Source organism: Citrobacter freundii complex sp. CFNIH2 (assembly GCF_002880615.1).
In the GTDB taxonomy this organism is placed as follows: Bacteria; Pseudomonadota; Gammaproteobacteria; order Enterobacterales; family Enterobacteriaceae; genus Citrobacter_A; species Citrobacter_A amalonaticus_F.
This window is the reverse complement of sequence record NZ_CP025757.1, coordinates 3,734,781-3,756,368: the sequence shown is the minus strand read 5'-3', so window position 1 is coordinate 3,756,368 and position 21,588 is coordinate 3,734,781. Positions and strand designations below refer to the sequence as shown.

Here is a 21,588-nt window from a genome sequence, read left to right as displayed (position 1 = left end):
AGTCACATTACAGCGAAGCTTTTTGTTGTGAAGTGGTCGTGGTTTCCTTCTCTTCCACGGCACAGGTATCGCACGGCAAATGGCGACCGATCAGCTTGCGATAGGCGAAAGCGCCCAAAATAGCGCCAACGATGGGGCCAAACAGCGGCACCAGGAAGTAAGGAATATCTTTGCCACCGGTGAAGGCGACATTACCCCAGCCCGCGAGCCAGGCGAACGCTTTCGGACCGATGTCACGTGCCGGGTTCATCGCAAACCCGGTCAGTGGGCCCATGGATGCGCCGATAACCGCAATCAGTAAACCAATCAACAAAGGAGCCAGCGGGCCACGCGGTACACCGTTACCGTCATCAGTCAGCGCCAGAATAAGCCCCATCAGGATAGCGGTAATCACCATTTCAACCGCGAAGGCCTGCACAAAATTGATATGTGGGTTGGGATACGTTGAGAAAGTGCCGGCCAGATCAACACTCTCAATGCTGCCACGTACAATGTGGTGCGTTTGTTCGAAGTCGGCGAAAAGATTGTAGTAAAGCCCGTAAACTAACGCCGCTGCGCAAAAGGCACCGGCAAATTGAGAAAGGATAAAAGGAACAACTTTGCGCTTGTCGAAACACGCAAACAGCCACAACGCGATAGTGACTGCCGGGTTGAGATGTGCGCCAGACACACCTGCGGTCAGGTAGATAGCCATGGCTACCCCCAGTCCCCAGATGACGCTGATTTCCCACTGTCCAAAAGACGCACCCGCGACTTTAAGCGCAGCGACACACCCCACACCGAAGAAAATCAACAACCCGGTACCGAGGAATTCAGCAATGCACTGGCCTTTTAAGGTTGATGTTTGACTCATAATCGGATCCTGAAGAGTTTAATGTTTATTGTATGCGAGGAGGTCACTGACGTCCGCGATGCCCTGTAGGCACACTGTTAATTTATCGTTAACGAGCACAAACGAGAAATATCGAACTTAAAATGTGTGTGCTCCGTCAATAAAATGAGCGTTTTCGCGCCATAAAGCGCGTTTTGTTATACAAAAATAGTGTGAGCTGAATCATTTCATTAACCAAAGTGTTAACACTTAAGGGGTAGGCCGTCGATGTCTGTAAGAGTCGACTGAAAAGTGTTGCAAACCGCAATCAGCGCGGGATGCCGCTGGACAGGGAGGGCGGGGCTTCATACAATCGGCACTATATATTGTGCGCGTTCACGTGAAGCGTCGCCTTGCAATTCAGGAGAGTATGACCATGTCTTTAGAAGTGTTTGAGAAACTGGAAGCAAAAGTACAGCAGGCGATTGATACCATCACCTTGTTGCAGATGGAAATTGAAGAGCTGAAAGAGAAGAACAGCTCGCTGGCGCAGGAAGTGCAATCTGCACAGCACAGCCGCGAAGAGCTCGAGCGCGAAAATCAGTCTCTGAGAGAACAGCAGAATGGCTGGCAGGATCGTCTGCAGGCGTTGCTGGGCCGCATGGAAGAAGTCTAATCCTCGTCATCTTTCACATTATGGCGGCGTTGGCTGCGCGTATTCACCCCAGTCACGTAGTTTACTACGTTCCTGGGGATTCATTCGCTTGCCGCCTTGCCCTAACGCGAAATCTTTAGAGGATTCCTGAGCAAGTCGCTTGTAGGCCGGATAAGGCGCTTGCGCCGCCATCCGGCATTGTCTCAGATGATACCGCGCATAAAAAAGGCACCTTGCGGTGCCTTTTTTGATCACTCGATATCAAGCGGGTCTTCGGAGAGAATGATTCCGGTGTTATCGGCGTACAGATGGTCGCCGGAGAAGAAGGTCACGCCGCCGAAATTGACGCGCACATCGCTTTCCCCAATCCCTTCACCTGCTGCACCTACCGGAATCGCGGCAATCGCCTGAATGCCGATGTCCAGCTCTTCCAGATCGTCTACCTGACGCACCGCGCCGTAGATGACCAGGCCTTCCCATTCATTTTGTACAGCCAGACGCGCCAGTTCGGCGTCGACCAGCGCACGACGGACAGAACCGCCGCCGTCGACCAGCAGAATGCGACCACGGCCATTTTGTTCGAGCAGATCGTACAGCAACCCGTTGTCCTCGAAACATTTCACCGTGACGATTTGTCCGCCAAACGACGACCGTCCTCCAAAGTTAGAGAACAGGGGTTCCACGACGTTGACATCTTCTTGATAGATGTCACAAAGCTCGGAAGTATCGTATTTCATAGGCTTAACGTTCAGTTGCTGCGAGAATTTTTAGTATATCGCGCTAAGCGTACTGTTGGCAAAATCATCAATTGTTAATTGATATTTGTCAGTTATCTTGCCCACTGACTTAAGAAAATCCCGACGACAAACAGTAGGTTAGTCAGCAACGCGGCTTTTACTGTACGTTCAAGCATTGGGCGCATCGCTGCCGGTTCCATCTGGCGCATCACGTAACGCGCCTGTTTTACCAGCACTGGTGCGGCCAGCAGGAACAGCCAACCCCACGGACTTTGCAGCGAAAGCAGGTTAAACAGCGCCAGGCAGACCAGCGTTCCTATCAGTAAGCAAGCGTGGTAACGACGGGCATTTACGGCGCCGAGGCGGACAACCAGCGTGTTCTTGCCGTTTTCCCGGTCGCTGTTGATATCGCGCAGATTATTGATGTTAAGCACGGCGGTGGCCAGCAGACCGCAGGCGGTAGCCGGAAGGATTAACGCCGGGATCAGCGTATGCGCCTGCAGATACCAACTGCCCATCACGCTCAGCCAGCCAAAGAAGACCAGCACGGAAATATCGCCCAGACCGATATAGCCATAAGGACGATTGCCCACGGTATAGGTGATAGCGGCAATGATCGACAGCACGCCGAGCACCAGGAAACCGACAAAATCCGCCGGTGTGCGGCACGCCACCGCAACCAGCGACAGACCGGACAAGCAAATGAGCACGACGGTGATGATCAGCGCGCGCTTCATCTCCTGTTGGGTGATCACCCCTTTTTGCATCCCACGCAGCGGCCCAATACGATCCGGCTTATCGCTGCCCTTAACGGCATCACCATAGTCGTTGGCGAGGTTTGACAGGATTTGCAGAAGCCCTGCCGTAATGAGCGCCAGCAGGGCGACCAGCGGATCAAAGTATCCCTGCCACCATGCCAGGGCCGTACCGACGATGATCGCCGCGAAGGCGAGCGGTAGGGTCTTGGGTCGTAAACTTTCCAGCCAGGCCTGGGAGCGGCTAATTTGTTGTTGTTCAGTCATATTTAGCGCCAATAAAAATGGGGCCTTTCAGCCCCATCAACAATGATGAAAATGCAGTGAACGCGATTATAGGATAAAACGGCTCAGATCTTCATCTGCGACCAGCGCATCCAGATGTTTGCTCACATAATCCGCATCAATTGTTATGCTTTGACCGTTCAAATCGCTCGCATCATAGGAAATATCTTCCATCAGACGCTCCAGAACGGTGTGCAGGCGACGGGCACCGATGTTTTCGGTAGTCTCGTTAACCTGCCATGCTGCTTCAGCAATACGCTTGATACCGGATTCTGTAAACTCAATGTTGACGCCTTCGGTCGCCATCAGCGCTTTGTACTGCACGGTAACAGAAGCGTTAGGTTCCGTCAGAATACGTTCGAAGTCGCTGGTGGTCAGCGCCTGCAGCTCTACGCGAATCGGCAGACGGCCCTGCAGTTCCGGGATCAGGTCAGACGGTTTCGCCACCTGGAATGCGCCGGAGGCGATAAACAGAATGTGGTCGGTTTTGACCATACCGTGTTTGGTCGAGACGGTGCAGCCTTCAACCAGCGGCAGCAGGTCGCGCTGTACGCCTTCACGGGACACGTCCGGGCCTGAGGATTCGCCGCGCTTACAGATTTTGTCGATTTCGTCGATAAACACGATCCCGTGCTGCTCAACGGCGTCGATAGCTTCCTGTTTCAGCTCTTCCGGGTTCACCAGTTTGGCCGCTTCTTCTTCAATCAGCAGCTTCATCGCGTCTTTGATTTTCAGCTTACGCGCTTTCTGCTTCTGCCCGCCCAGGTTCTGGAACATGGACTGCAGCTGGCTGGTCATCTCTTCCATTCCCGGAGGCGCCATGATTTCCACGCCCATCGGCGCGGCGGCAAGATCGATCTCGATTTCTTTATCGTCGAGCTGACCTTCACGCAGCTTTTTACGGAACGCCTGACGCGCAGCGGACGGTTCAGACTGTTGCTCCGCCTGGCCCCAGTTATTTTTAGCTGGTGGGATCAGCACATCAAGAATGCGCTCTTCTGCCATCTCTTCCGCACGATAGCGGTTTTTTTCGATCGCCTGGACGCGAACCATTTTGATGGCGGCATCGGTTAGATCGCGGATGATAGAGTCGACTTCTTTACCGACATAACCCACTTCGGTGAATTTGGTCGCTTCCACTTTGATGAACGGTGCGTTGGCAAGCTTTGCCAGACGACGGGCGATTTCGGTTTTACCGACGCCGGTTGGGCCGATCATCAGAATGTTTTTCGGTGTGACTTCATGGCGCAGCTCTTCGTCGAGCTGCATGCGGCGCCAGCGGTTACGCAGTGCAATCGCCACGGAACGCTTGGCGTTATCCTGGCCGATGATGTGCTTATTCAGTTCGCTGACGATTTCGCGTGGGGTCATTTCAGACATGGGAGATCCTTACGCTTTAGACGGTAATTCTTCAATGGTATGGAAATGGTTGGTGTAAATGCAGATATCACCTGCAATATCCAACGCTTTTTCAGCAATGTCGCGAGCGCCGAGCTCGGTGTTTTCCAGCAGAGCACGTGCCGCAGCCTGGGCGTAGGGACCGCCGGAGCCGATGGCAATCAGATCGTTTTCCGGCTGCACGACGTCACCGTTACCGGTGATGATGAGGGAGGCGGTTTCATCCGCGACCGCCAACAGCGCTTCAAGTTTGCGCAGCATGCGATCGGTACGCCAGTCTTTCGCCAGCTCAACGGCGGCTTTGACCAGATGTCCCTGATGCATTTCCAGCTTGCGCTCAAACAGTTCGAACAGCGTGAATGCATCCGCCGTACCACCCGCAAAGCCAGCAATGACTTTGTCGTTGTACAGACGACGCACTTTCTTCACGTTGCCTTTCATTACGGTGTTACCCAGTGTGGCCTGACCATCACCGGCGATAACCACATGGCCGTTACGGCGTACGCTTACTATTGTTGTCACGAGCAGACCCCTTGGTTACAAATACAGAATACAAGCCCCGCACAGTGTACGGGGCGTAATGCAACTATAGATGGGGGGGATTTTGGGGGTTTCAACCCCCGGAGGCGAGTCGAATACAGTTTGTGTGACCTGCCATCTTCAGACGGCTAATGGTGCTGTCGGCATTCTCTTTGCCTTTCACCGGCCCGATGACCACGCGGTTCCAGCCATTGTTGGTGGTGATTTTGGAGTCAAAGCCTTCAAAAGCTAACTGCGCACGCACGGTTTCTGCCTGCTCAGCGCCTTTAAACGAACCACACTGCACCATCCAGCGACGTTCATCTTTCTTCTCTGCCGTCGGCTTCGGTGCCTCTGGCACGCGCTCAACCGGCGCAACTGGCTGTGTTTTTGGCTGCGACGCTGTGGTGTGCGCTGGGGTCTGTAGCAGATCCTGGTACGGCTGCGACGTCGCGGCAGGTTTCTGCGGCTGCGTGGCAGGCTTCGACGGTTGCTGTACTGGCGCCGTTTGCGCAGTACGCGTTTGCGTCTGTGGCGGCGTACGCGGCTGTTGAACCGGCGGCGTGCTGTTCCACTGCTGCTGTTGTTGCTCAACCTGACGTTGCTGAGCCTGGCGCTGCAACGTTTGCTGACGCTGTGCCGGCGTCTGCTCGTTCCACGGCACTTCGTTGAGCTGCGTCGGCTGCTGACGCATATCGGCTTGCATTTGCGCAAGTAGCTGGCGCTGTTCTTCAGTCAGTTGATCCGGCTTCATGACTTCACCACCGGCAGACGGTTCTGTAGGCGCACGTACGCCCGGCTGGCGGCTTTCCAGCTCTTTAATATAGCGCCAGCGCTCTTCCGGCTTTGGCGGCAACCCGTTGCCGGTCACTTTCTGACCCTGCAACGTTTCGGATTCTTCTTTTTTATGATGCGTAATGAAGTACAGACCACCGATAAAGGCCACAAGCACGGCGGCGGCAATGGCGACCATTGCGGGCGATACCGCAGACGTGTTGCGTTGCTTTTTCCGTGAGGTGCTCTTTTTGCGCCGCGAAGGTGCCGGTTGGCCGCGACGTACATAATCTCGTTGTGCCACTATCGTTTCGCTGTATTGATTCGTTCGTCAGCCCGCCATGTTACTTAAGCGGCGGGCCTTTGACCAGACACGGTGTCTGAAAGGTTTACGTTAAGGCGCGCGTCGTGCCCCGAAGGATTAGCTCACAATCCATTAAACGCGAGCCGCTGTTGACATTTTGCCCCTGAATTTGGTCAAGCAGCAACAGCATCGCTTCGCGACCAATTTCGAAGCGCGGTTGTGCAACGGTGGTCAGCGGCGGATCGCAAAATTCCGCCAGGGCGATGTTGTCGAAACCAATAATCGACAGGTCATCCGGGACGTTGATGCCCTGACGTTTGGCCCATGAGAGGGCGCCAAGCGCCATGACATCGCTATGACAGAATACCGCTGTCGGTGGTTGCGGCAAGTCGAACAGTTGTTTAAGCGCATTGCCGCCCGCTTCGTAGGTAAAATCCCCACGGGCGATATAGTGTGGATCAACGGTAATACCGCAACGACGCAGCGCCTGTACGTAACCCTGCAAGCGGTAATGACACAGCGGCATCTCTTCCGGCCCGGCAATGCAGCCAATGCGCTGATGTCCCAGCTCATGCAGGTAGTTCACGGCATTGAAGGCGGCGGTCAGGTTATCGATATGGACGGTGGGCAGTTCCAGTTCCGGCGCAAATTCGTTCGCCATCACCATCGGCGGCAGATTGCGCTGCTCTTCAATACTGGCGTCAAACGGCAGACGAGAGCCCAGTAGCAGCATGCCATCAATTTGCTTGGTGATGATCAGATTGACGAAGGTTTTTTCCTGCTGGTTCTGATGCGCACAATCGCCGATCAACACCAGATAACCATGACTGGCGGCGGTGACCTCGATCCCACGGATCAGTTCGCTAAAGAAGGGATCGCAAATATCCGGAACAATCACCAGGATGGTTCGCGATTCATTGCGTTTGACGTTGCGTCCCGCCGCCTGCGGTAAATACCCCACCTCTACAGCTGCCTGTTCAACCCGGTTTCGGGTGGACTGAGAGACTTTATCCGGGTTCATTAGCGCGCGAGACACGGTTGCCGTTGAGACTTTCGCCTTCATAGCAACATCTTTCATTGTAGCGGCAGCAACCTGCTTATTCGGTTTCACTCTTTCTCCTCGCCTGGGAAATCCGGCGCAGCACAATCCCTGTTTAAATTCACATCGGAAACATTTTTATCAGATAGCGAATGGAAACGGTTACAGAATTTTCATAAAAAGTGTGATGGGTGTTAAATTTTACGATCCGCCTCGCATCGTGAGGGGATTATCCCTCAATAGGATCGACATCCAGCACCCATTTCACCTTGCGTGAATCCGGTAAGGTATTGATGAGCGCGAGCGTTCCACTGACGATATGTTGCAAACGAATTCGTGACGGATGTTGCAATAAAATCTGCCAGCGATAGCGTCCGCCGCGCTTTGGCGCCAGCGCCGGAACGGGACCTAACACCCAGAGCTTGTCATCTGCCAGCGGGCTGGCCTGGATCAGATTACGCAACTGCTGCAAAAACAGCGGAGCCTGCTGATTATTATGATCTTCTGCACGCACGATGACGTGGCTGGTCCACGGCGGCAGTTGCATCGTTTGGCGTTCGGCCAGCGCCTGTTCGGCAAACGCGTCATAGCCTTTATGCAACAGGGTTTGCAGCAGCGGATGTTCCGGATGGTGAGTCTGCAAAACCACTTCCCCCTGTTTGCCTGCGCGTCCTGCGCGCCCGGAAACCTGAGTATAAAGTTGGGCAAAGCGCTCCGCCGAGCGGAAGTCTGCGGAGAACAACGCACCATCCACATCCAGTAGCGCAACCAGCGTCACATCAGGGAAATGGTGGCCTTTCGCCAGCATCTGGGTGCCGATCAGGATCCTTGCGCCGCCGCGATGCACCTCCGCCAGATGCTGCTCAAGCGATCCTTTTCGGCTGGTGGTGTCGCGGTCAATGCGGGAAATCGGCACGCCGGGAAAGAAGGGGGCTAAGGCTTGTTCAAGCTGCTCGGTGCCTAACCCGACTGGCACCATATGCGTGGAGCCGCAGGAGGGGCACTGACGCGGCACCGGGCGCTGACTGTCGCAGTGGTGGCAGCGCAAGTGGTGTTGCGCCTGGTGCAGGGTGTAATAGTGATCGCAACGCGGACACTCTGCAATCCAGCCGCAGTCGTGGCAAAGCAACGCAGGCGCAAAGCCCCGGCGATTGAGGAATAAAATCACCTGGTTGTCGGCCTGTAAATGCTGGCGCATACGGGCGATCAGTGCCGGCGCCAGACCAGCCTGTACCTGCTGACCTTTTAAATCCAGTACGTGCTGGGTGGCGGGGCGCGCGTTTCCGGCCCGGCGCGTCAGGCGCAGCATGCGGTATTTTTTCTGCCGCACGTTGCACAGCGTTTCCAGCGCCGGGGTGGCCGAACCGAGGATAATCGGGATGCGTTCACTATGGGCGCGCCAGACCGCCAGATCGCGGGCATGGTAGCGCCAGCCTTCCTGCTGTTTATAGGAACTGTCGTGTTCTTCATCGATCACGATCACGCCAAGATTTTTAAACGGTGTAAATAAGGAGGATCGGGTGCCAATGACGATCGCCGCTTCGCCGTTTTTCGCCTTCAGCCAGGCAGAGAGGCGTTCGCTGTCGTTGAGCGCGGAGTGGAGCACTTCCACCGGCGCGTTGAAACGTTCGCGAAAGCGGGCGATGGTTTGCGGCGTCAGGCCAATTTCCGGCACCATTACCAGCGCCTGTTTACCCTGCGCGAGGACGTTTTCCAGTACGCTCAGGTAAACTTCGGTTTTACCTGACCCCGTCACCCCGGCCAGCAACCAGGCAGAGAAACTGTCTGACGCACTGTGAATGGCGCCAACGGCGGTGGCCTGTTCGGTGTTCAGGCGCAGACGTTCGCCGCAGACCGCGTAATTTGTGCGCCAGTCGCTAAAACCAGGCGTTTCGCTCGCCAGTTCGCACAAGCCTTTTTTACGCAGCGCCTGAAGCGCGGCATCGTTGAATTCGAGATCGGCCACGCGATCGCGCCAGATTTTTCCCTGTCGCAACGCAGCCAGCGCCTGCTGTTGTTTGGGGGAACGCTTCAGGCTATTGAGATCAACGGCCTGACCCTCTTCGGTGGCAAACCAGTACCACATTGGCGCGTTGGTAGCGGGTTTCCCCTGGCGCAACAGGATGGGCAGGGCGTGGAACAGCACATCGCCGATGGGATGATGATAATAATCCGCCGCCCAGATCAGCAGACGCCAGACGGAGGTCGAAAAGAGCGGCTCATCATCCAGCACGTCAACGATCGCTTTCAGTTCATGCAGCGGCAGCTCGCTTTTGTCGCTGACCGAGACCACGATCCCGACACGCTCCTGCTGCTTGCCAAACGGCACGCGCACGCGACACCCGGCCTTGACGTTCATGCCTTCCGGCAGAAGATAGTCAAAGGTGCGTGGAAGCGGAACGGGTAAGGCAACGTGCGCTACGGGCATAAATCGTCCTGACTTGAAATCTGGCGGGTTAGTATACACATTAGTCGTGGGTGACGAGCGAATCAGTTTGCATGAGTGGGCTAATTTCTGTATGATTCGCCGCCTTTGATGCAAATTGCTTGTGTCAAAACTATACTATCAACATCGCGTGGTGTCTGGCGTTAGGGCTGGAAGAGCGACGCGGCCTTAAACTGAGGTTTCCCCATGAAAAAAGATATTCACCCGAAATACGAAGAAATTACTGCTACCTGTTCTTGCGGTAACGTCATGAAAATCCGCTCTACCGTTGGTCACGATCTGAACCTGGACGTGTGCGGTAAATGCCACCCGTTCTACACTGGCAAACAGCGTGACGTTGCAACCGGTGGCCGTGTTGACCGCTTCAACAAGCGCTTCAACATCCCGGGCAGCAAATAAGTTTCAGCTGTCAAAAAAAAGCGCCGACTGGCGCTTTTTTTGTATCCCCTGATCTTTATATATTCTCAAAATTTCCCCCAGCGCCTTTTTTGCTCTTTTTTCACGAACTGTTCCCGGTAGGCTCCTTGCTCAATACCTGATTTAAAAAGGATTTGAGCATGAGCGGAAAACCGGTCGCCCGGATGGGCGACATGACGGCTGTCGGCGGCCCGATAGTCCAGGGCTCGGCGGGCGTGATGATTGGCGCACCCACCGGCGTGGCCTGCTCGGTCTGCCCTGGCGGCGTCACCTACGGCCCGCCGGTCAATCCCTTACTCGGCGCCAAAGTCCTGCCCGGTGAAACCGATATCGCCCTGCCCGGTCCCCTGCCGTTTGTTCTCACCCGCGCCTACAGCAGCTACCGGACGAAAACGCCTGCCCCGTCGGGCATCTTCGGTCCCGGCTGGAAAGCCCCTTTCGATATCCGCTTACAGCTTCGCGATGAGGAACTTATCCTCAATGACAACGGCGGACGCAGCATTTACTTTGAACACCTGTTTCCCGGTGAAACCGCCTTCAGTCGTAGCGAACGCTTCTGGCTGGCGCGAGGCGGTGTGCTGACACTGGACAAGAGCAATCCCCTGCACCATCTCTGGCTGAGTCTGCCGGAAGACGTCCGGACCAGCGAGCATGTGTACCTGGCAACAGACAGCCTGCAGGGACCGTGGTGGCTGCTGGGCTGGAGTGAGCGGGTGCCGGGTGCGGATGAGGTCCTGCCCGCACCGCTGCCGCCGTACCGGGTGCTGACCGGGCTGACGGATAACCCGGGGCGCACGCTCACCTGTCATCGTGAGGCTGACGGGGTGTTCACCGGCCATATCACGGCCGTCACCGACGGCGCCGGTCGCCGCTTTCGCCTGGCGCTGTCCACGCAGGCGCAGCGCGCGGACGCTGCCCGCCGGTCTGGTTTAGCGGCCTGGCCTGAGGCGCTGCCTGCCACGGGGTACGGTACCGATGACGGTATCCGTCTGGAGGCGGTCTGGCTGGTGCAGGACCCGGCATACCCGGACAGCCTGCCGGCGATACCGCTGGTGCGCTATGAATACACTGACCGCGGGGAACTGGCGGCGGTGTATGACCGGGGCGGCGTGCTGGTCCGGCGCTTCACATACGATGCCGGTAACCCCGGCAGGATGGTGGCACACGGTTATGCCGGACGTCCGCAGACCACCTACCGCTACGATGCCGCCGGCCGTGTGGTGGAGCAGCACAACCCGGCAGGGCTGGATTACCGTTATGAGTATGAGAAAAATGCCGTCGCCATCACCGACAGTCTGAACCGCCGTGAAGTGCTGCACACTGACGGTGAAGGCGGGCTGAAGCGGGTGGTGAAAAAGTGTCACGCCGACGGCAGCGAAACCCTCAGCGAGTACAACATCCTGGGCTGGCTCACCGCGCAGACCGACGCTGCGGGGAGAAAAACGGAATACCGGCACAATATTGCCTCCGGTGACGTTTCAGAAATCACATCACCGGATGGCCGGCGTGTGCGCTATGGTTACAACAGCCGGCGGCAGTTAACCTCCATCACATACCCGGACGGGCTGCGGAGCACACAGGAATACGACGATAACGGCAGGCTGACAGCGGAGACGTCGCGTGCTGGCGGGACGACGCAGTATTTTTACGACAGTCCGCAGGATGAATCCCCCTCTGCAGTACAGGATGCCACCGGCAGCCGGAAACAGCTGACCTGGAGCCGCTACGGACAGTTGCTGACCTTCACCGACTGTTCGGGGTATCAGACCCGGTATGAATATGACCGTTACGGCCAGACCACCGCCATTCACCGCGAGGAAGGGCTGAGTCTTTACCGGCAGTATGATACCCGCGGCAGGCTGGTCAGCCAGAAAGACGCACAGGGACATGAAACCCGTTACGGCTATAACGACGCCGGCGACCTGACAGCCGTCACCGGACCGGACGGCGTGCGCACGGAAACCGCGTATGATGCGGCGGGCCGGGCAGTGAACACCACCACCGGCGGCCTGACGCGCCGGGTGGAATACGATACCGCAGGCCGTGTGACGCAACTCACTAACGAAAACGGCAGCCACACCACCTTCACGTACGACCTTTCGGACCGTCTGACACAGCAGACCGGCTTTGACGGCAGGACGCAGCGTTACCGCTACGCCGCCACCGGGCAGCTTATACGCAGTGAGGACGAAAGCCTTGTCACCCTCTGGCATTACGATGAATCAGACCGGCTGACGCACCGCACCGTCAACGACGAGGCGGCGGAACAGTGGCGCTACGACGAACACGGCTGGCTGACGGAGCTGAGCCATCTCAGCGAGGGACACCGCGTCACCATTCACTACGGTTACGACGATAAAGGCCGCCTCATCAGTGAGCAGCAGACGGTGAATGCCCCTGAGACCGGGGAACTGTTATGGCAGCATGAGACACAGCAGGCATACAGTGAGCCGGGGCTGGCGAACCGGTTTAAGCCGGACGGTCTGCCGCTGGTGGAGTGGCTGACGTACGGGAGCGGTTATCTGGCGGGAATGAAGCTGGGCGACATGCCGCTGGTGGAATACACGCGAGACCGACTGCACCGTGAGGTGTCGCGGCGGTTCGGTCCGGACACCCTCCCGGAAAGTTATGAACTGACCAGCATATACACACCGGGCGGCCAGCTTCAGCAGCACCTGACGCAGCCGCAACTGAACCGGGAATACGGTTACGATGAGGGAGGCAGGCTGGTACGCATCAGCGGGCCGCAGCAGACAAGGGCGTTCCACTACAGCGATACAGGGCGCTTAACAGGAGTCCACACCACCCGTCCCGGTCTGGACATCACCCTGCTGTATGCCACGGACCCGGCGGGCAACCGGCTGCCGGACCCGGAGTTTTACCCTGAGAGCAGCAGCACGGTGTGGGCGGATAACCGCATCACGGAAGATGTGCAGTACCTGTACCGCTATGACAAATACGGCAGACTGACGGAGAAGACGGACCGCATCCCGGAAGGGGTTATCAGGATGAACGACGAACGAGCACACCGTTACGAATATGATAACCAGCACCGGCTGGTCCACTATGTGCACACACAACACGGCGAAACGCAGACAGAGGGACGGTATATTTACGACCCGCTGGGCCGTCGGGTGGGTAAACGGGTGTGGAAGCGGGAGCGCAGTCTTGCGGGGTATATGGCGCTGGCGAAAAAGGCGGAAGTGACGTGGTACGGCTGGGAGGGAGACAGGCTGACGACCACTCAGACGGCACAGAGCCGCGTCCAGACAGTGTACGGGCCGGGGAGCTTCACGCCGCTGGTGCGCATCGAAACCGACAGTGCAGAGCAGACGAAGGCGCAGCACCGCAGCCTGGCGGAGAAGCTGGAGCAGGAAGGGAGCGAGGACGGTCAGGCAGTGCAGTTTCCGGCAGCGCTGAGGGCGATGCTGGACAGGCTGGAGGGAGAGCTGCGGCGTAACGCAGTGAGTGAAGAGAGCCGGGCATGGCTGGCGGGATGCGGGCTGACGCCGGAGCAGATGGCGGGACAGCTGGAGCCACACGATGAGCCGGAGAGAAAGCTGCATCTTTACCACTGCGACCACCGTGGTCTGCCGCTGGCGCTGATTACCCCGGATAACCAGGTGGCGTGGCGCGGGGAGTATGATGAATGGGGAAACCTGCTGAGTGAGGATAACCCGGCAGACCTGGAGCAACTTATCCGGCTGCCGGGGCAACAGTATGATGAGGAATCGGGGCTGTATTACAACCGGCACCGTTACTACAATCCGGGACTGGGACGGTATATCACGCAGGACCCGATAGGGCTGATGGGGGGATGGAACCTTTATAATTACCCATTAAATCCGGTCACAAATATCGATCCCTTTGGATTGGACACTCTCATTTTATCTGGAGGACCAACAGACGGTAATCCATTAGGACATTCTGCGATGGCGTTTACTGGAAAGGGAGTATACAGCTATGCAACACAAACTAAACGTGGTGAAAGTGTTATAACTTATTTAGCTAGCCAGGCAAAGCGTAGAAGTACAATAGCATATACAATTAAAACTACCCCAGAGCAAGAACAACTCATGATTGATTATATTAATAATAATTACAGGACAGATGCAAGTGATTATGGATATATGACCCATAACTGCGCAACTATGGTTATAGATGCAATGGATCACGCAGGAGTTGCAAAAGATGCAATAAGTGCTGCTTTAATGCCAAATAGCTATGGTGAAGCCATACAAGGAATACCATCATTTCTTCCATCTACTGTATCGATGATTGCAAGAACATCTTCAAGTGTCCCCTCTGTATTTTTACCCCAAGATGGTGCTATTCCTTATAATCTAACGAGTTTTAACCCATGAATAAGCGTTATCTGGTTGTACTGATTATGTTTATTGTCTCGCTTCTTTTTTTAGGGGGATTAATTTATCGGATATTTACGCACGGAGAGTTGGCAAATAAACCATTCTATGTTTTATTGCAAGGTTTTGCTGAAAGAAGTGAATACAATTCTCCTTTTACACTAAACAAAGAGATAGTTCCAGTATTTATAAAACAGGCTATAAATTATAAAGGTCAATCATATGATATTTTAGGAATCTCCACCAAGAATGAAAAATCCCCGTATTTTTGGATTATTACAAACACCCATGAAAATGCTGAGCCACCGGATTATGTCTTTTCTATTAGTGAGGGGACTCAATTCTACCTTTCCTGTAATTACCTGGATAGGTTAGAGAAAAAAGAAAGAATTGACAATATGGTAAGTGAATTCCTTAGAAAACATTGCATAAATGATGAAAAATTATCTAACTAATGCTTAGTGAGAGAACGGGACAAGATTCATCAAAAGTATGTTTTTTGTACTAATGAATCAGCATTTTTTGTTTAAAAATTAAGCCAATCCTCATCTGGTGCAACTGTCCTTCTGACTTTATATATGATCAAATATCTCCTGAAAAATAAGGAGAACAGATTATGAAGCTTGAAAAATTAATGGCTCATATTTCAATTATTCCAGATTACAGACAACCCTGGAAAGTAGAGCATAAATTGTCAGATATTCTTCTTTTGACGATTTTCGCTATTATTTCTGGCGCTGAGGGTTGGGAGGATATCCAGGATTTTGGCGAGACTCACATTGATTTTTTAAAGGAATATGGCGATTTTGATAATGGTATTCCGGCTCATGATACTATCGCACGTGTTGTTTCCTGCATAAGCCCACAAAAATTTCATGAATGCTTTCTTAACTGGATGCGTGATTGCCATAGCTCAGAAGACGGCAGTGTTATAGCTATCGACGGAAAAACGCTTCGAGGCTCTTATGATAAAAGCCGTCGGCGTGGGGCAATACATGTTATCAGCGCATTTTCCGCAATGGGCGGTGTCGTTCTTGGGCAACTAAAAACTGCTGACAAAAGCAATGAAATCACTGCTATTCCTGAGTTAATTAACTTGTTGAATATTAAAGATAAAATCATTACAACAGACGCAATGGGGTGCCAAAAGGATATTGCAGAGAAGATCGTTTCTCTGGAGGGGGATTATTTATTTGCAGTGAAGGGAAATCAGGGACGATTACAAAAAGCACTTGAAAAAATTCCCTCTGAAAGAATTTAATAACCCTGAGTACGATAGTTATTCAACAACTGAAAAAAATCATGGAAGAGAAGAAACTCGTTTACATATTGTAAGTGATGTTCCTGATGAATTGATTGATTTTACTTTTGAATGGAAAGGGTTGAAGAAATTATGCGTGGCTGTTTCCTTCCGTAAAGAAGTAGCATCTCAAGTTAAAGAACCAGAAATGCAGGTGCGTTATTATATAAGTTCAGCAAATTTAACCGCCGAGAAATTTGCGAAATCCATCAGGGAACATTGGTCGATAGAGAACTGTTTGCATTGGTGTCTGGATACTGCAATGAATGAAGATGACTGTCGAATAAGAAGAGGGAATGGTGCTGAATTATTTTCGGGGATAAGACATATTGCAGTAAATATTCTTCGGCAAGAAACGGTGTTCAAAGCAGGACTGCGACGCAAGATGAGAAAAGCAGCAATGGACAGAGGGTATCTGGCTACAGTCCTTGCGGGGTGCGGGGTGCGGGGTGCGGGGTGCGGGGTTTCGTAATCTTGCCCTGGTATACGTATCCTTTAAATCCGATACAGGGGGTTGATCCCCTGGGGTTGGATGCGATACAAATTAACTATGATTATTACCCAGTTAATACCGGAATGGTGTTCAATTTGCCTCTCGGCCATGGTGCAATTGTTACTGTTGATCCTAAAACAGGAAAAACTCGGTATTATGAATTTGGTCGCTACACAGACAAAGAGTGCGGGAATGTAAGATGGAGGCCTGTTCCAGACTTAAGCATAGGTAAAGATGGACAACCAACCAAAGAGTCGCTAGATGCATTGTATAAATTCACCTCAGAAACATATGGACATGGCTCGGCCATAACGCCAACGTATTATTCCGATACTAATTACAACAATGCGAATAAATATGCCGAAGATTTTAGTAAAAAACATGACTGTTATAGCCTGATAGGGAATAATTGCAAGACATTTGCACATGATGCTGCAACAGCGGGCGAAAAATAATTCCGTGGGGGACGATGTGATGGTGAGAATAATTAGATTTGCGCTGTTATGTTCGATCTTGATAAATGTTGTTTTGTTATATCGAGTATTTGATTTAGGGGTGATGACAACTTACGGGATGGATGAAATTCATTACCGGAATCGGCAGGCCTCCGATCTGAAAAAATTACTACCTTTATTACTGAAGTCAACCTCACAGGAACAGATATTACTTGCAGCAAAGCAAGCAGACCTAGAGGTGATCAAGAAATCTGGCGAGGGTACTTATGTTGGCACAGTACTTTTCACTTACTCCGACAGCAAAGTAATAGCTGTTGATTTACAATGATACACCGTAGGCTGCCGCTGATTAATCCGAACAACAGCATTACGTGGAGCGAGGAATATGACGATGAGTGCGACCTGTACTACAATCGACATCGTTACTATGACTCGCAGCAGGGAAAGTATATCACCCAAGATCCGATAGGGCTGATGGGGATGGAATTTATACAGATACCCGCTGAACCCGGTATCTGGAATAGATCCACTAGGTCTAAATGGATGGAATTCATTAGGGGATGGTGGGTTAGGACCGTATTGTCAAAACATTGATTCAGCAGTACGTTTCTTACCACAAGAAGATACAGAGCAAGCCATACATAATGCTGAGGCAATGCATAATGTATATAACCCACTGGGTGAATATGTACTTGGAGTCGCCACTATTCCAGCCATCGCGGGAATGGCTACTTATGGAAGCGCGGCGTCTGTAGCAGAAAGGAGTGCTGCATGTATTGAAAGTACTGCCAAATCAATTATAACTCAGAATGAGAGAGACTCTAAAAAATTGATGTTGACTTGTGCCAAAAGCTTTATGAATAAAGGATCTTCAAAGTTTCAAGGTAAGGTATCTGATTTTTTAGTTGATACATTATTTTCATACAGTCAAAAGCAATAATTACAATATTCTAATGGATTGAAAATGAAAAAATATGTTGGTTTTATTTTTTTAATGTTGATGGGAATCCTGTTCCTGGTAATTTATTTTTCTGGCAGGATTGTATTGATTGATAAAAAATAAGTAATATAGATAAGCAGAAGGTCTATGAAAATGAACTGCGTAGAGCAGCTGAGCAAGGTGATAAGTTTGCTCAGAACGAACTGGGTATCTTGTATGAAAAAGCTAAAGACCATACGAAGGCTGCATACTGGTATAATAAATCTGCAGAAAAAGGATATGCGTTGGCTCAATATAATATTGGTGTTGCCTACGAAAATGGTAGGGGTGTTAATGAAAATCTTCAAGAAGCAAATGAATGGTATCGAAAATCAGCTGTTCAGGGATATGCAAAAGCAGCATTCAATCTTGGCATGTTATATTTTGAAGGGAAAGGTGTTCCTCAAAATTATAGAGCGTCTCACAAGTGGTTTATACAAGCAGCAGTAAAGAATAATACTATGGCAATGTATGCAATGGGAAGGATATATTACTATGGTTTAGGTGTTCCAAAAGATGATAGGTAAGCTATGATATGGTATCAGAAAGCTGTAGATCTAGGTTCGATGAGGGCTAAGAATTCACTTGCTTTGCTTTATGCCCAAGGGGGTAATAGCTTTAATAAAGATAGGAGGGCGGCGTTATCATTATTGATACCATCTGCTTGTCAAGGATATTCCGTAGCTCAAAATAATTTGGGGATACTGTATTCCGATGGCACAGAAGAGATGATTGCAGATCATAAAAAAGCTTATGCTTGGTTTGCTATAGCCGCTTCAAATGGTTTGAACGAGGCTAGGGAGTTGCAAGAAAAACTCGTAAATGAAATGTCTTCGCAAGAACTTGAATAATCAAAAAATATAGCTATAGAATATATTAAAGAATATCCTTCACCAATGGATGAAGACGATAGTTATAAATCAAATGCCGAATATAAATATCCGTAATTATTTCTATTGCAATGGCAAGTTGAATATGGATAAAATAAATTTACCCTTCGGCAGTTTGTCACTAATCATTTTGGGTCGCGACGCTTATTTAGTGTCTGATGTATACTCTGTTTTTTTGAGAGTGAACTCTGAATGGCTACGATTGATATTATCTGTCCCCGTTGCAATGAAACCCATGGCGTCCGCAGTAATGGTCATTCTGCATCCGGTGTCCGACGTTATCGCTGTATGCTCTGCCTCAAAACCTTCCAGCTCAATTTCCGTTATGTCGCATCTAAACCCGGTACTCATCAAGCTATTGTCAATATGGCGATGAACGGAGCGGGTTGTCGTGATACCGCCCGTGTTCTCAATATCAGCCTTAATACCGTACTACGCCATTTAAAAAACTCTCGCCAGAACGGGTAGTCAACAATATTGCCCCGACACTGAGGTTGTTATCTGTTGCGAGGCAGATGCACAGTGGTCTTTTGTCCGCTGCAAGGGCAACCCGCGGTGGCTCTTTTATGCTTATGACCGCATCCGCAAGCGGGTTCTGGCACATGTCTTTGGCCCCCGCAATGCACTGACTTTGAGCGTCTGCTGGCATTATTAGCCCCCTTTAAGATCGCCTTTTACATGACGGATGCCTGGCTAGTTTATGGAACACTTCTGCCCCCGTTACTTTATTCGAACCCCTTATACTAGGGGTGTTAGCCAGCCAGACCCGGCATGATTACTGCCCCCAGTCGTCCATGATCCGGGGGGTGATGTCACCGGGTCTGGTGGGGCGCTGGTAACCGCTAATAGGGGCTAGGTCAGGCACTTTATGCCGGGACCGTCTGTAACGTGGATGCCGGTACCTGCTCCCCGAGGTTATCTGGTTAACCCGTATAAACAGGGAGACAGAATGACCGAATCCAGCGATTACGAATCAGTCCAGGTCTTTATTGGCGTTGATGTCGGTAAAGATACCCATCACGCCGTTGCCGTTAATCGTTCAGGTAAACGCCTGTTCGACAAAGCATTACCCAACGACGAAAACAAACTCAGAGCGCTGGTATCTGACCTGAAACAACATGGTCAGATACTGCTGGTTGTTGACCAGCCTGCCACCATCGGTGCGTTACCCGTCGCCGTTGCCCGTTCTGAAGGTGTCCTTGTCGGATACCTCCCCGGGCTGGCAATGCGCCGTATCGCCGACTTACATGCCGGTGAAGCCAAAACCGATGCTCGTGATGCAGCCATCATCGCCGAAGCTGCCCGTACTCTGCCTCACGCGCTACGCACTCTGAAGCTGGCTGACGAGCAAATCGCCGAGCTCTCCATGCTCTGTGGCTTCGATGATGATCTTGCTGCACAGACAACGCAGGCCAGCAACCGTATCCGCGGTCTCCTGACACAGATACATCCGGCACTGGAGCGCGTTATCGGTCCGCGACTGGATCACCCGGCAGTACTCGATCTTCTCCAGAGATATCCCTCACCCGATAAACTTGCTTCGCTGGGTGAGAAGAAACTGGCAACCCAGCTCTGCAAACTCGCGCCCCGTCTGGGAAAGCGCCTTGCTACAGATATCACCCAGGCACTAACACAGCAAACCGTCGTCGTTCCCGGCACGAATGCCGCTGTCGTCGTTCTGCCACGCCTGGCACTCCAGCTCATCACGCTGCGTAAGCAAAGAGACGAGGTGGCCCTTGAGGTGGAACAGCGGGTTCTTGCTCACCCTCTTTACCCGGTCCTGACCAGCATGCCCGGAGTCGGTGTCAGGACCGCAGCCAGACTCCTCACAGAGGTCGCCTGCCGCGCCTTCGCCTCTGCCGCACATCTCGCTGCTTATGCTGGCCTTGCGCCGGTAACCCGGCGCTCCGGTTCGTCAATACGTGGCGAACACCCATCAAGGCGAGGCAATAAAACCCTCAAACGGGCGCTGTTCCTGTCGGCCTTCGCGGCGCTAAGAGATCCGCTCTCCAGGGCTTACTACACACGCAAAATGAGGCAGGGAAAGCGACACAATCAGGCACTTATCGCCCTGGCAAGACGACGCTGTGACGTTCTGTTCGCCATGATGCGTGACGGTACTTTTTATACCCCTGCGGCATCATAAACATGCTTGACAACTTTATAGGGGCACCCCCCCGCCAGCCATGTCATCAGCAAAAAATACACGCAGCGTATTGAACGTCACAATCTGAATTTGCGCACATACATAAAACGACTGGCTCGCAGGAAGATTTGTTTTTCAAAATCAGAGGTGATGCATGACAAGATCATTGGCTGGTATTTAACCATTCATCATTATCACTAAATTGGCATCACGACCCGAATTTCCCACAAATCTTACGTCAAATTTTCCAGCCACTGCACCGCCTCTGCGGTCAGGGTAAAGGGCGTGGGGGTGCAGACGGCCAGGCTCAGGTTATCGACCTGGCAATGGCTCAGTGAAAGCCCGGAGTCAAAGGTGCTGTCGACGCTGACGATTTGCCACGCGCTGCCGCCGCGCTGTTTCACTATCGCCTCTTTTTGCGTCCAGATACGCCAGAATGCGGCGAGCTGCCGATCCGGATGTTCCGCTTCCACTTCGGCATGTTCTCCGAGGCTGAAGACCGCATTTGCCAGCGAGCGCCAGTTGGCGCGCGGGCGGATGATTTCGAGATCGCAACCCACTTCGCCTTCGTCGCTCAGCAGCAGGGCGATGTCGTCACCGCTGTGGCTCAGGTTGAACCACAACGATGTCTCGGGTGAAAACGCGGGTTTCCCCTGTTCGCCGTAAACAATCTCCGGCAGCGGCGAGAGGGTATGGGAAAGCAGAACGCGACCGGCCAGCCAGCGTGCGCGTCGCGGACCCTGCGGCGCCAGATCGGTTAACGCAGACGGCAAGGCGCCTGCGCTGAGTGTCGAAACTTTTCCCAGTACGATCCGATACAT

At 52.6% G+C, this 21,588-nt stretch carries 19 protein-coding genes and 5 pseudogenes; 15 read left to right on the top strand and 9 right to left on the bottom strand.

Translation table 11 applies throughout. From position 1 onward, the window contains the following. Positions 1–7: 7 nt before the first annotated feature. Positions 8–853, bottom strand: a complete 846-nt coding sequence (glpF, locus tag WM46_RS18430; protein ID WP_042325574.1) for a glycerol uptake facilitator protein GlpF — start codon at positions 851–853, stop codon at positions 8–10. Positions 854–1,241: 388 nt separating this feature from the next. On the opposite strand from glpF, the gene zapB reads away from it, so the two are divergent. Continuing rightward, positions 1,242–1,487: a septal ring assembly protein ZapB gene (zapB, locus tag WM46_RS18425; protein ID WP_102602991.1), complete on the top strand. Its 246-nt coding sequence runs from the start codon at positions 1,242–1,244 to the stop codon at positions 1,485–1,487. A 230-nt stretch (positions 1,488–1,717) separates the two neighbouring features. Here the strand turns inward: zapB and rraA are convergent, their stop codons facing one another. The 7 genes from rraA to priA form a co-directional block, all read right to left on the bottom strand. After that, entirely contained in the window at positions 1,718–2,203 is a 486-nt protein-coding gene (gene rraA / locus WM46_RS18415; protein WP_042998924.1) for a ribonuclease E activity regulator RraA, read from the bottom strand. A 92-nt stretch (positions 2,204–2,295) separates the two neighbouring features. After that, positions 2,296–3,225 (bottom strand): 1,4-dihydroxy-2-naphthoate polyprenyltransferase, encoded by a 930-nt coding sequence (menA, locus tag WM46_RS18410; RefSeq protein WP_061075666.1) that lies wholly within the window; start codon positions 3,223–3,225, stop codon positions 2,296–2,298. A gap of 66 nt (positions 3,226–3,291) precedes the next feature. Next, complete coding sequence (gene hslU, locus WM46_RS18405) at positions 3,292–4,623, bottom strand: HslU--HslV peptidase ATPase subunit (RefSeq protein WP_044257468.1); 1,332 nt, start codon at positions 4,621–4,623, stop codon at positions 3,292–3,294. Positions 4,624–4,632: 9 nt separating this feature from the next. Next, positions 4,633–5,163 carry an ATP-dependent protease subunit HslV gene (hslV, locus tag WM46_RS18400; protein WP_015966504.1) on the bottom strand — a complete coding sequence of 177 codons (531 nt, stop codon included), beginning with the start codon at positions 5,161–5,163 and terminating at the stop codon, positions 4,633–4,635. Between the two features lie 91 nt (positions 5,164–5,254). Then, a complete protein-coding gene (gene ftsN, locus WM46_RS18395; RefSeq protein WP_102602989.1) occupies positions 5,255–6,238 on the bottom strand; it encodes a cell division protein FtsN in 984 nt (327 codons plus the stop codon). Between the two features lie 85 nt (positions 6,239–6,323). Beyond that, complete coding sequence (gene cytR / locus WM46_RS18390) at positions 6,324–7,349, bottom strand: DNA-binding transcriptional regulator CytR (RefSeq protein ID WP_044257471.1); 1,026 nt, start codon at positions 7,347–7,349, stop codon at positions 6,324–6,326. A 157-nt stretch (positions 7,350–7,506) separates the two neighbouring features. Next, positions 7,507–9,705: a primosomal protein N' gene (gene priA / locus WM46_RS18385; RefSeq protein WP_102602988.1), complete on the bottom strand. Its 2,199-nt coding sequence runs from the start codon at positions 9,703–9,705 to the stop codon at positions 7,507–7,509. Positions 9,706–9,909: 204 nt separating this feature from the next. Here priA and rpmE point away from each other — a divergent pair, with 204 nt between their 5' ends. From rpmE to WM46_RS18330, 14 genes and pseudogenes are all read left to right on the top strand, one after another. Then, on the top strand, positions 9,910–10,122 hold the full coding sequence (gene rpmE / locus WM46_RS18380; RefSeq protein ID WP_042325590.1) for a 50S ribosomal protein L31: 213 nt from the start codon (positions 9,910–9,912) through the stop codon (positions 10,120–10,122). Positions 10,123–10,280: 158 nt separating this feature from the next. Further along, a pseudogene (locus tag WM46_RS18375) lies at positions 10,281–14,015 on the top strand (RHS element core protein); the annotation flags it as partial. 57 nt (positions 14,016–14,072) lie between these two features. After that, the gene (locus WM46_RS26780) at positions 14,073–14,504 is read left to right on the top strand and encodes a DUF4105 domain-containing protein (protein WP_410374632.1); all 432 of its coding nucleotides are present in this window, start codon (positions 14,073–14,075) and stop codon (positions 14,502–14,504) included. Further along, a complete protein-coding gene (locus WM46_RS18370) occupies positions 14,501–14,959 on the top strand; it encodes a hypothetical protein (protein WP_102602987.1) in 459 nt (152 codons plus the stop codon). The genes WM46_RS26780 and WM46_RS18370 overlap by 4 nt, the downstream gene beginning before the upstream one ends. A gap of 161 nt (positions 14,960–15,120) precedes the next feature. Next, a pseudogene (locus tag WM46_RS18365) lies at positions 15,121–16,276 on the top strand (ISAs1 family transposase). 2 nt (positions 16,277–16,278) lie between these two features. Next, entirely contained in the window at positions 16,279–16,752 is a 474-nt protein-coding gene (locus tag WM46_RS18360; RefSeq protein WP_187394402.1) for a hypothetical protein, read from the top strand. Next, a complete protein-coding gene (locus WM46_RS18355) occupies positions 16,724–17,080 on the top strand; it encodes a hypothetical protein (protein ID WP_102602986.1) in 357 nt (118 codons plus the stop codon). The genes WM46_RS18360 and WM46_RS18355 overlap by 29 nt, the downstream gene beginning before the upstream one ends. Before the next feature lie 50 nt (positions 17,081–17,130). After that, positions 17,131–17,290, top strand: a pseudogene (locus tag WM46_RS26880) (RHS repeat-associated core domain-containing protein); the annotation flags it as partial. A gap of 117 nt (positions 17,291–17,407) precedes the next feature. Then, a complete protein-coding gene (locus WM46_RS26670; RefSeq protein ID WP_262360403.1) occupies positions 17,408–17,692 on the top strand; it encodes a hypothetical protein in 285 nt (94 codons plus the stop codon). Between the two features lie 212 nt (positions 17,693–17,904). Then, positions 17,905–18,258 (top strand): tetratricopeptide repeat protein, encoded by a 354-nt coding sequence (locus tag WM46_RS26665; RefSeq protein WP_262360402.1) that lies wholly within the window; start codon positions 17,905–17,907, stop codon positions 18,256–18,258. A gap of 3 nt (positions 18,259–18,261) precedes the next feature. Continuing rightward, entirely contained in the window at positions 18,262–18,582 is a 321-nt protein-coding gene (locus WM46_RS26660) for a tetratricopeptide repeat protein (RefSeq protein WP_262360401.1), read from the top strand. 231 nt (positions 18,583–18,813) lie between these two features. Beyond that, positions 18,814–19,341 (top strand): annotated as a pseudogene (locus WM46_RS18340) (IS1 family transposase); the annotation flags it as partial. Between the two features lie 229 nt (positions 19,342–19,570). Beyond that, positions 19,571–20,767 (top strand): IS110 family transposase, encoded by a 1,197-nt coding sequence (locus tag WM46_RS18335; RefSeq protein WP_102601400.1) that lies wholly within the window; start codon positions 19,571–19,573, stop codon positions 20,765–20,767. 39 nt (positions 20,768–20,806) lie between these two features. After that, a pseudogene (locus WM46_RS18330) lies at positions 20,807–20,968 on the top strand (IS1 family transposase); the annotation flags it as partial. A gap of 32 nt (positions 20,969–21,000) precedes the next feature. On the opposite strand, the gene acpT reads toward WM46_RS18330, so the two are convergent. Next, positions 21,001–21,588, bottom strand: coding sequence for a 4'-phosphopantetheinyl transferase AcpT (gene acpT / locus WM46_RS18325; protein ID WP_102602985.1), 588 nt, complete (start codon positions 21,586–21,588; stop codon positions 21,001–21,003).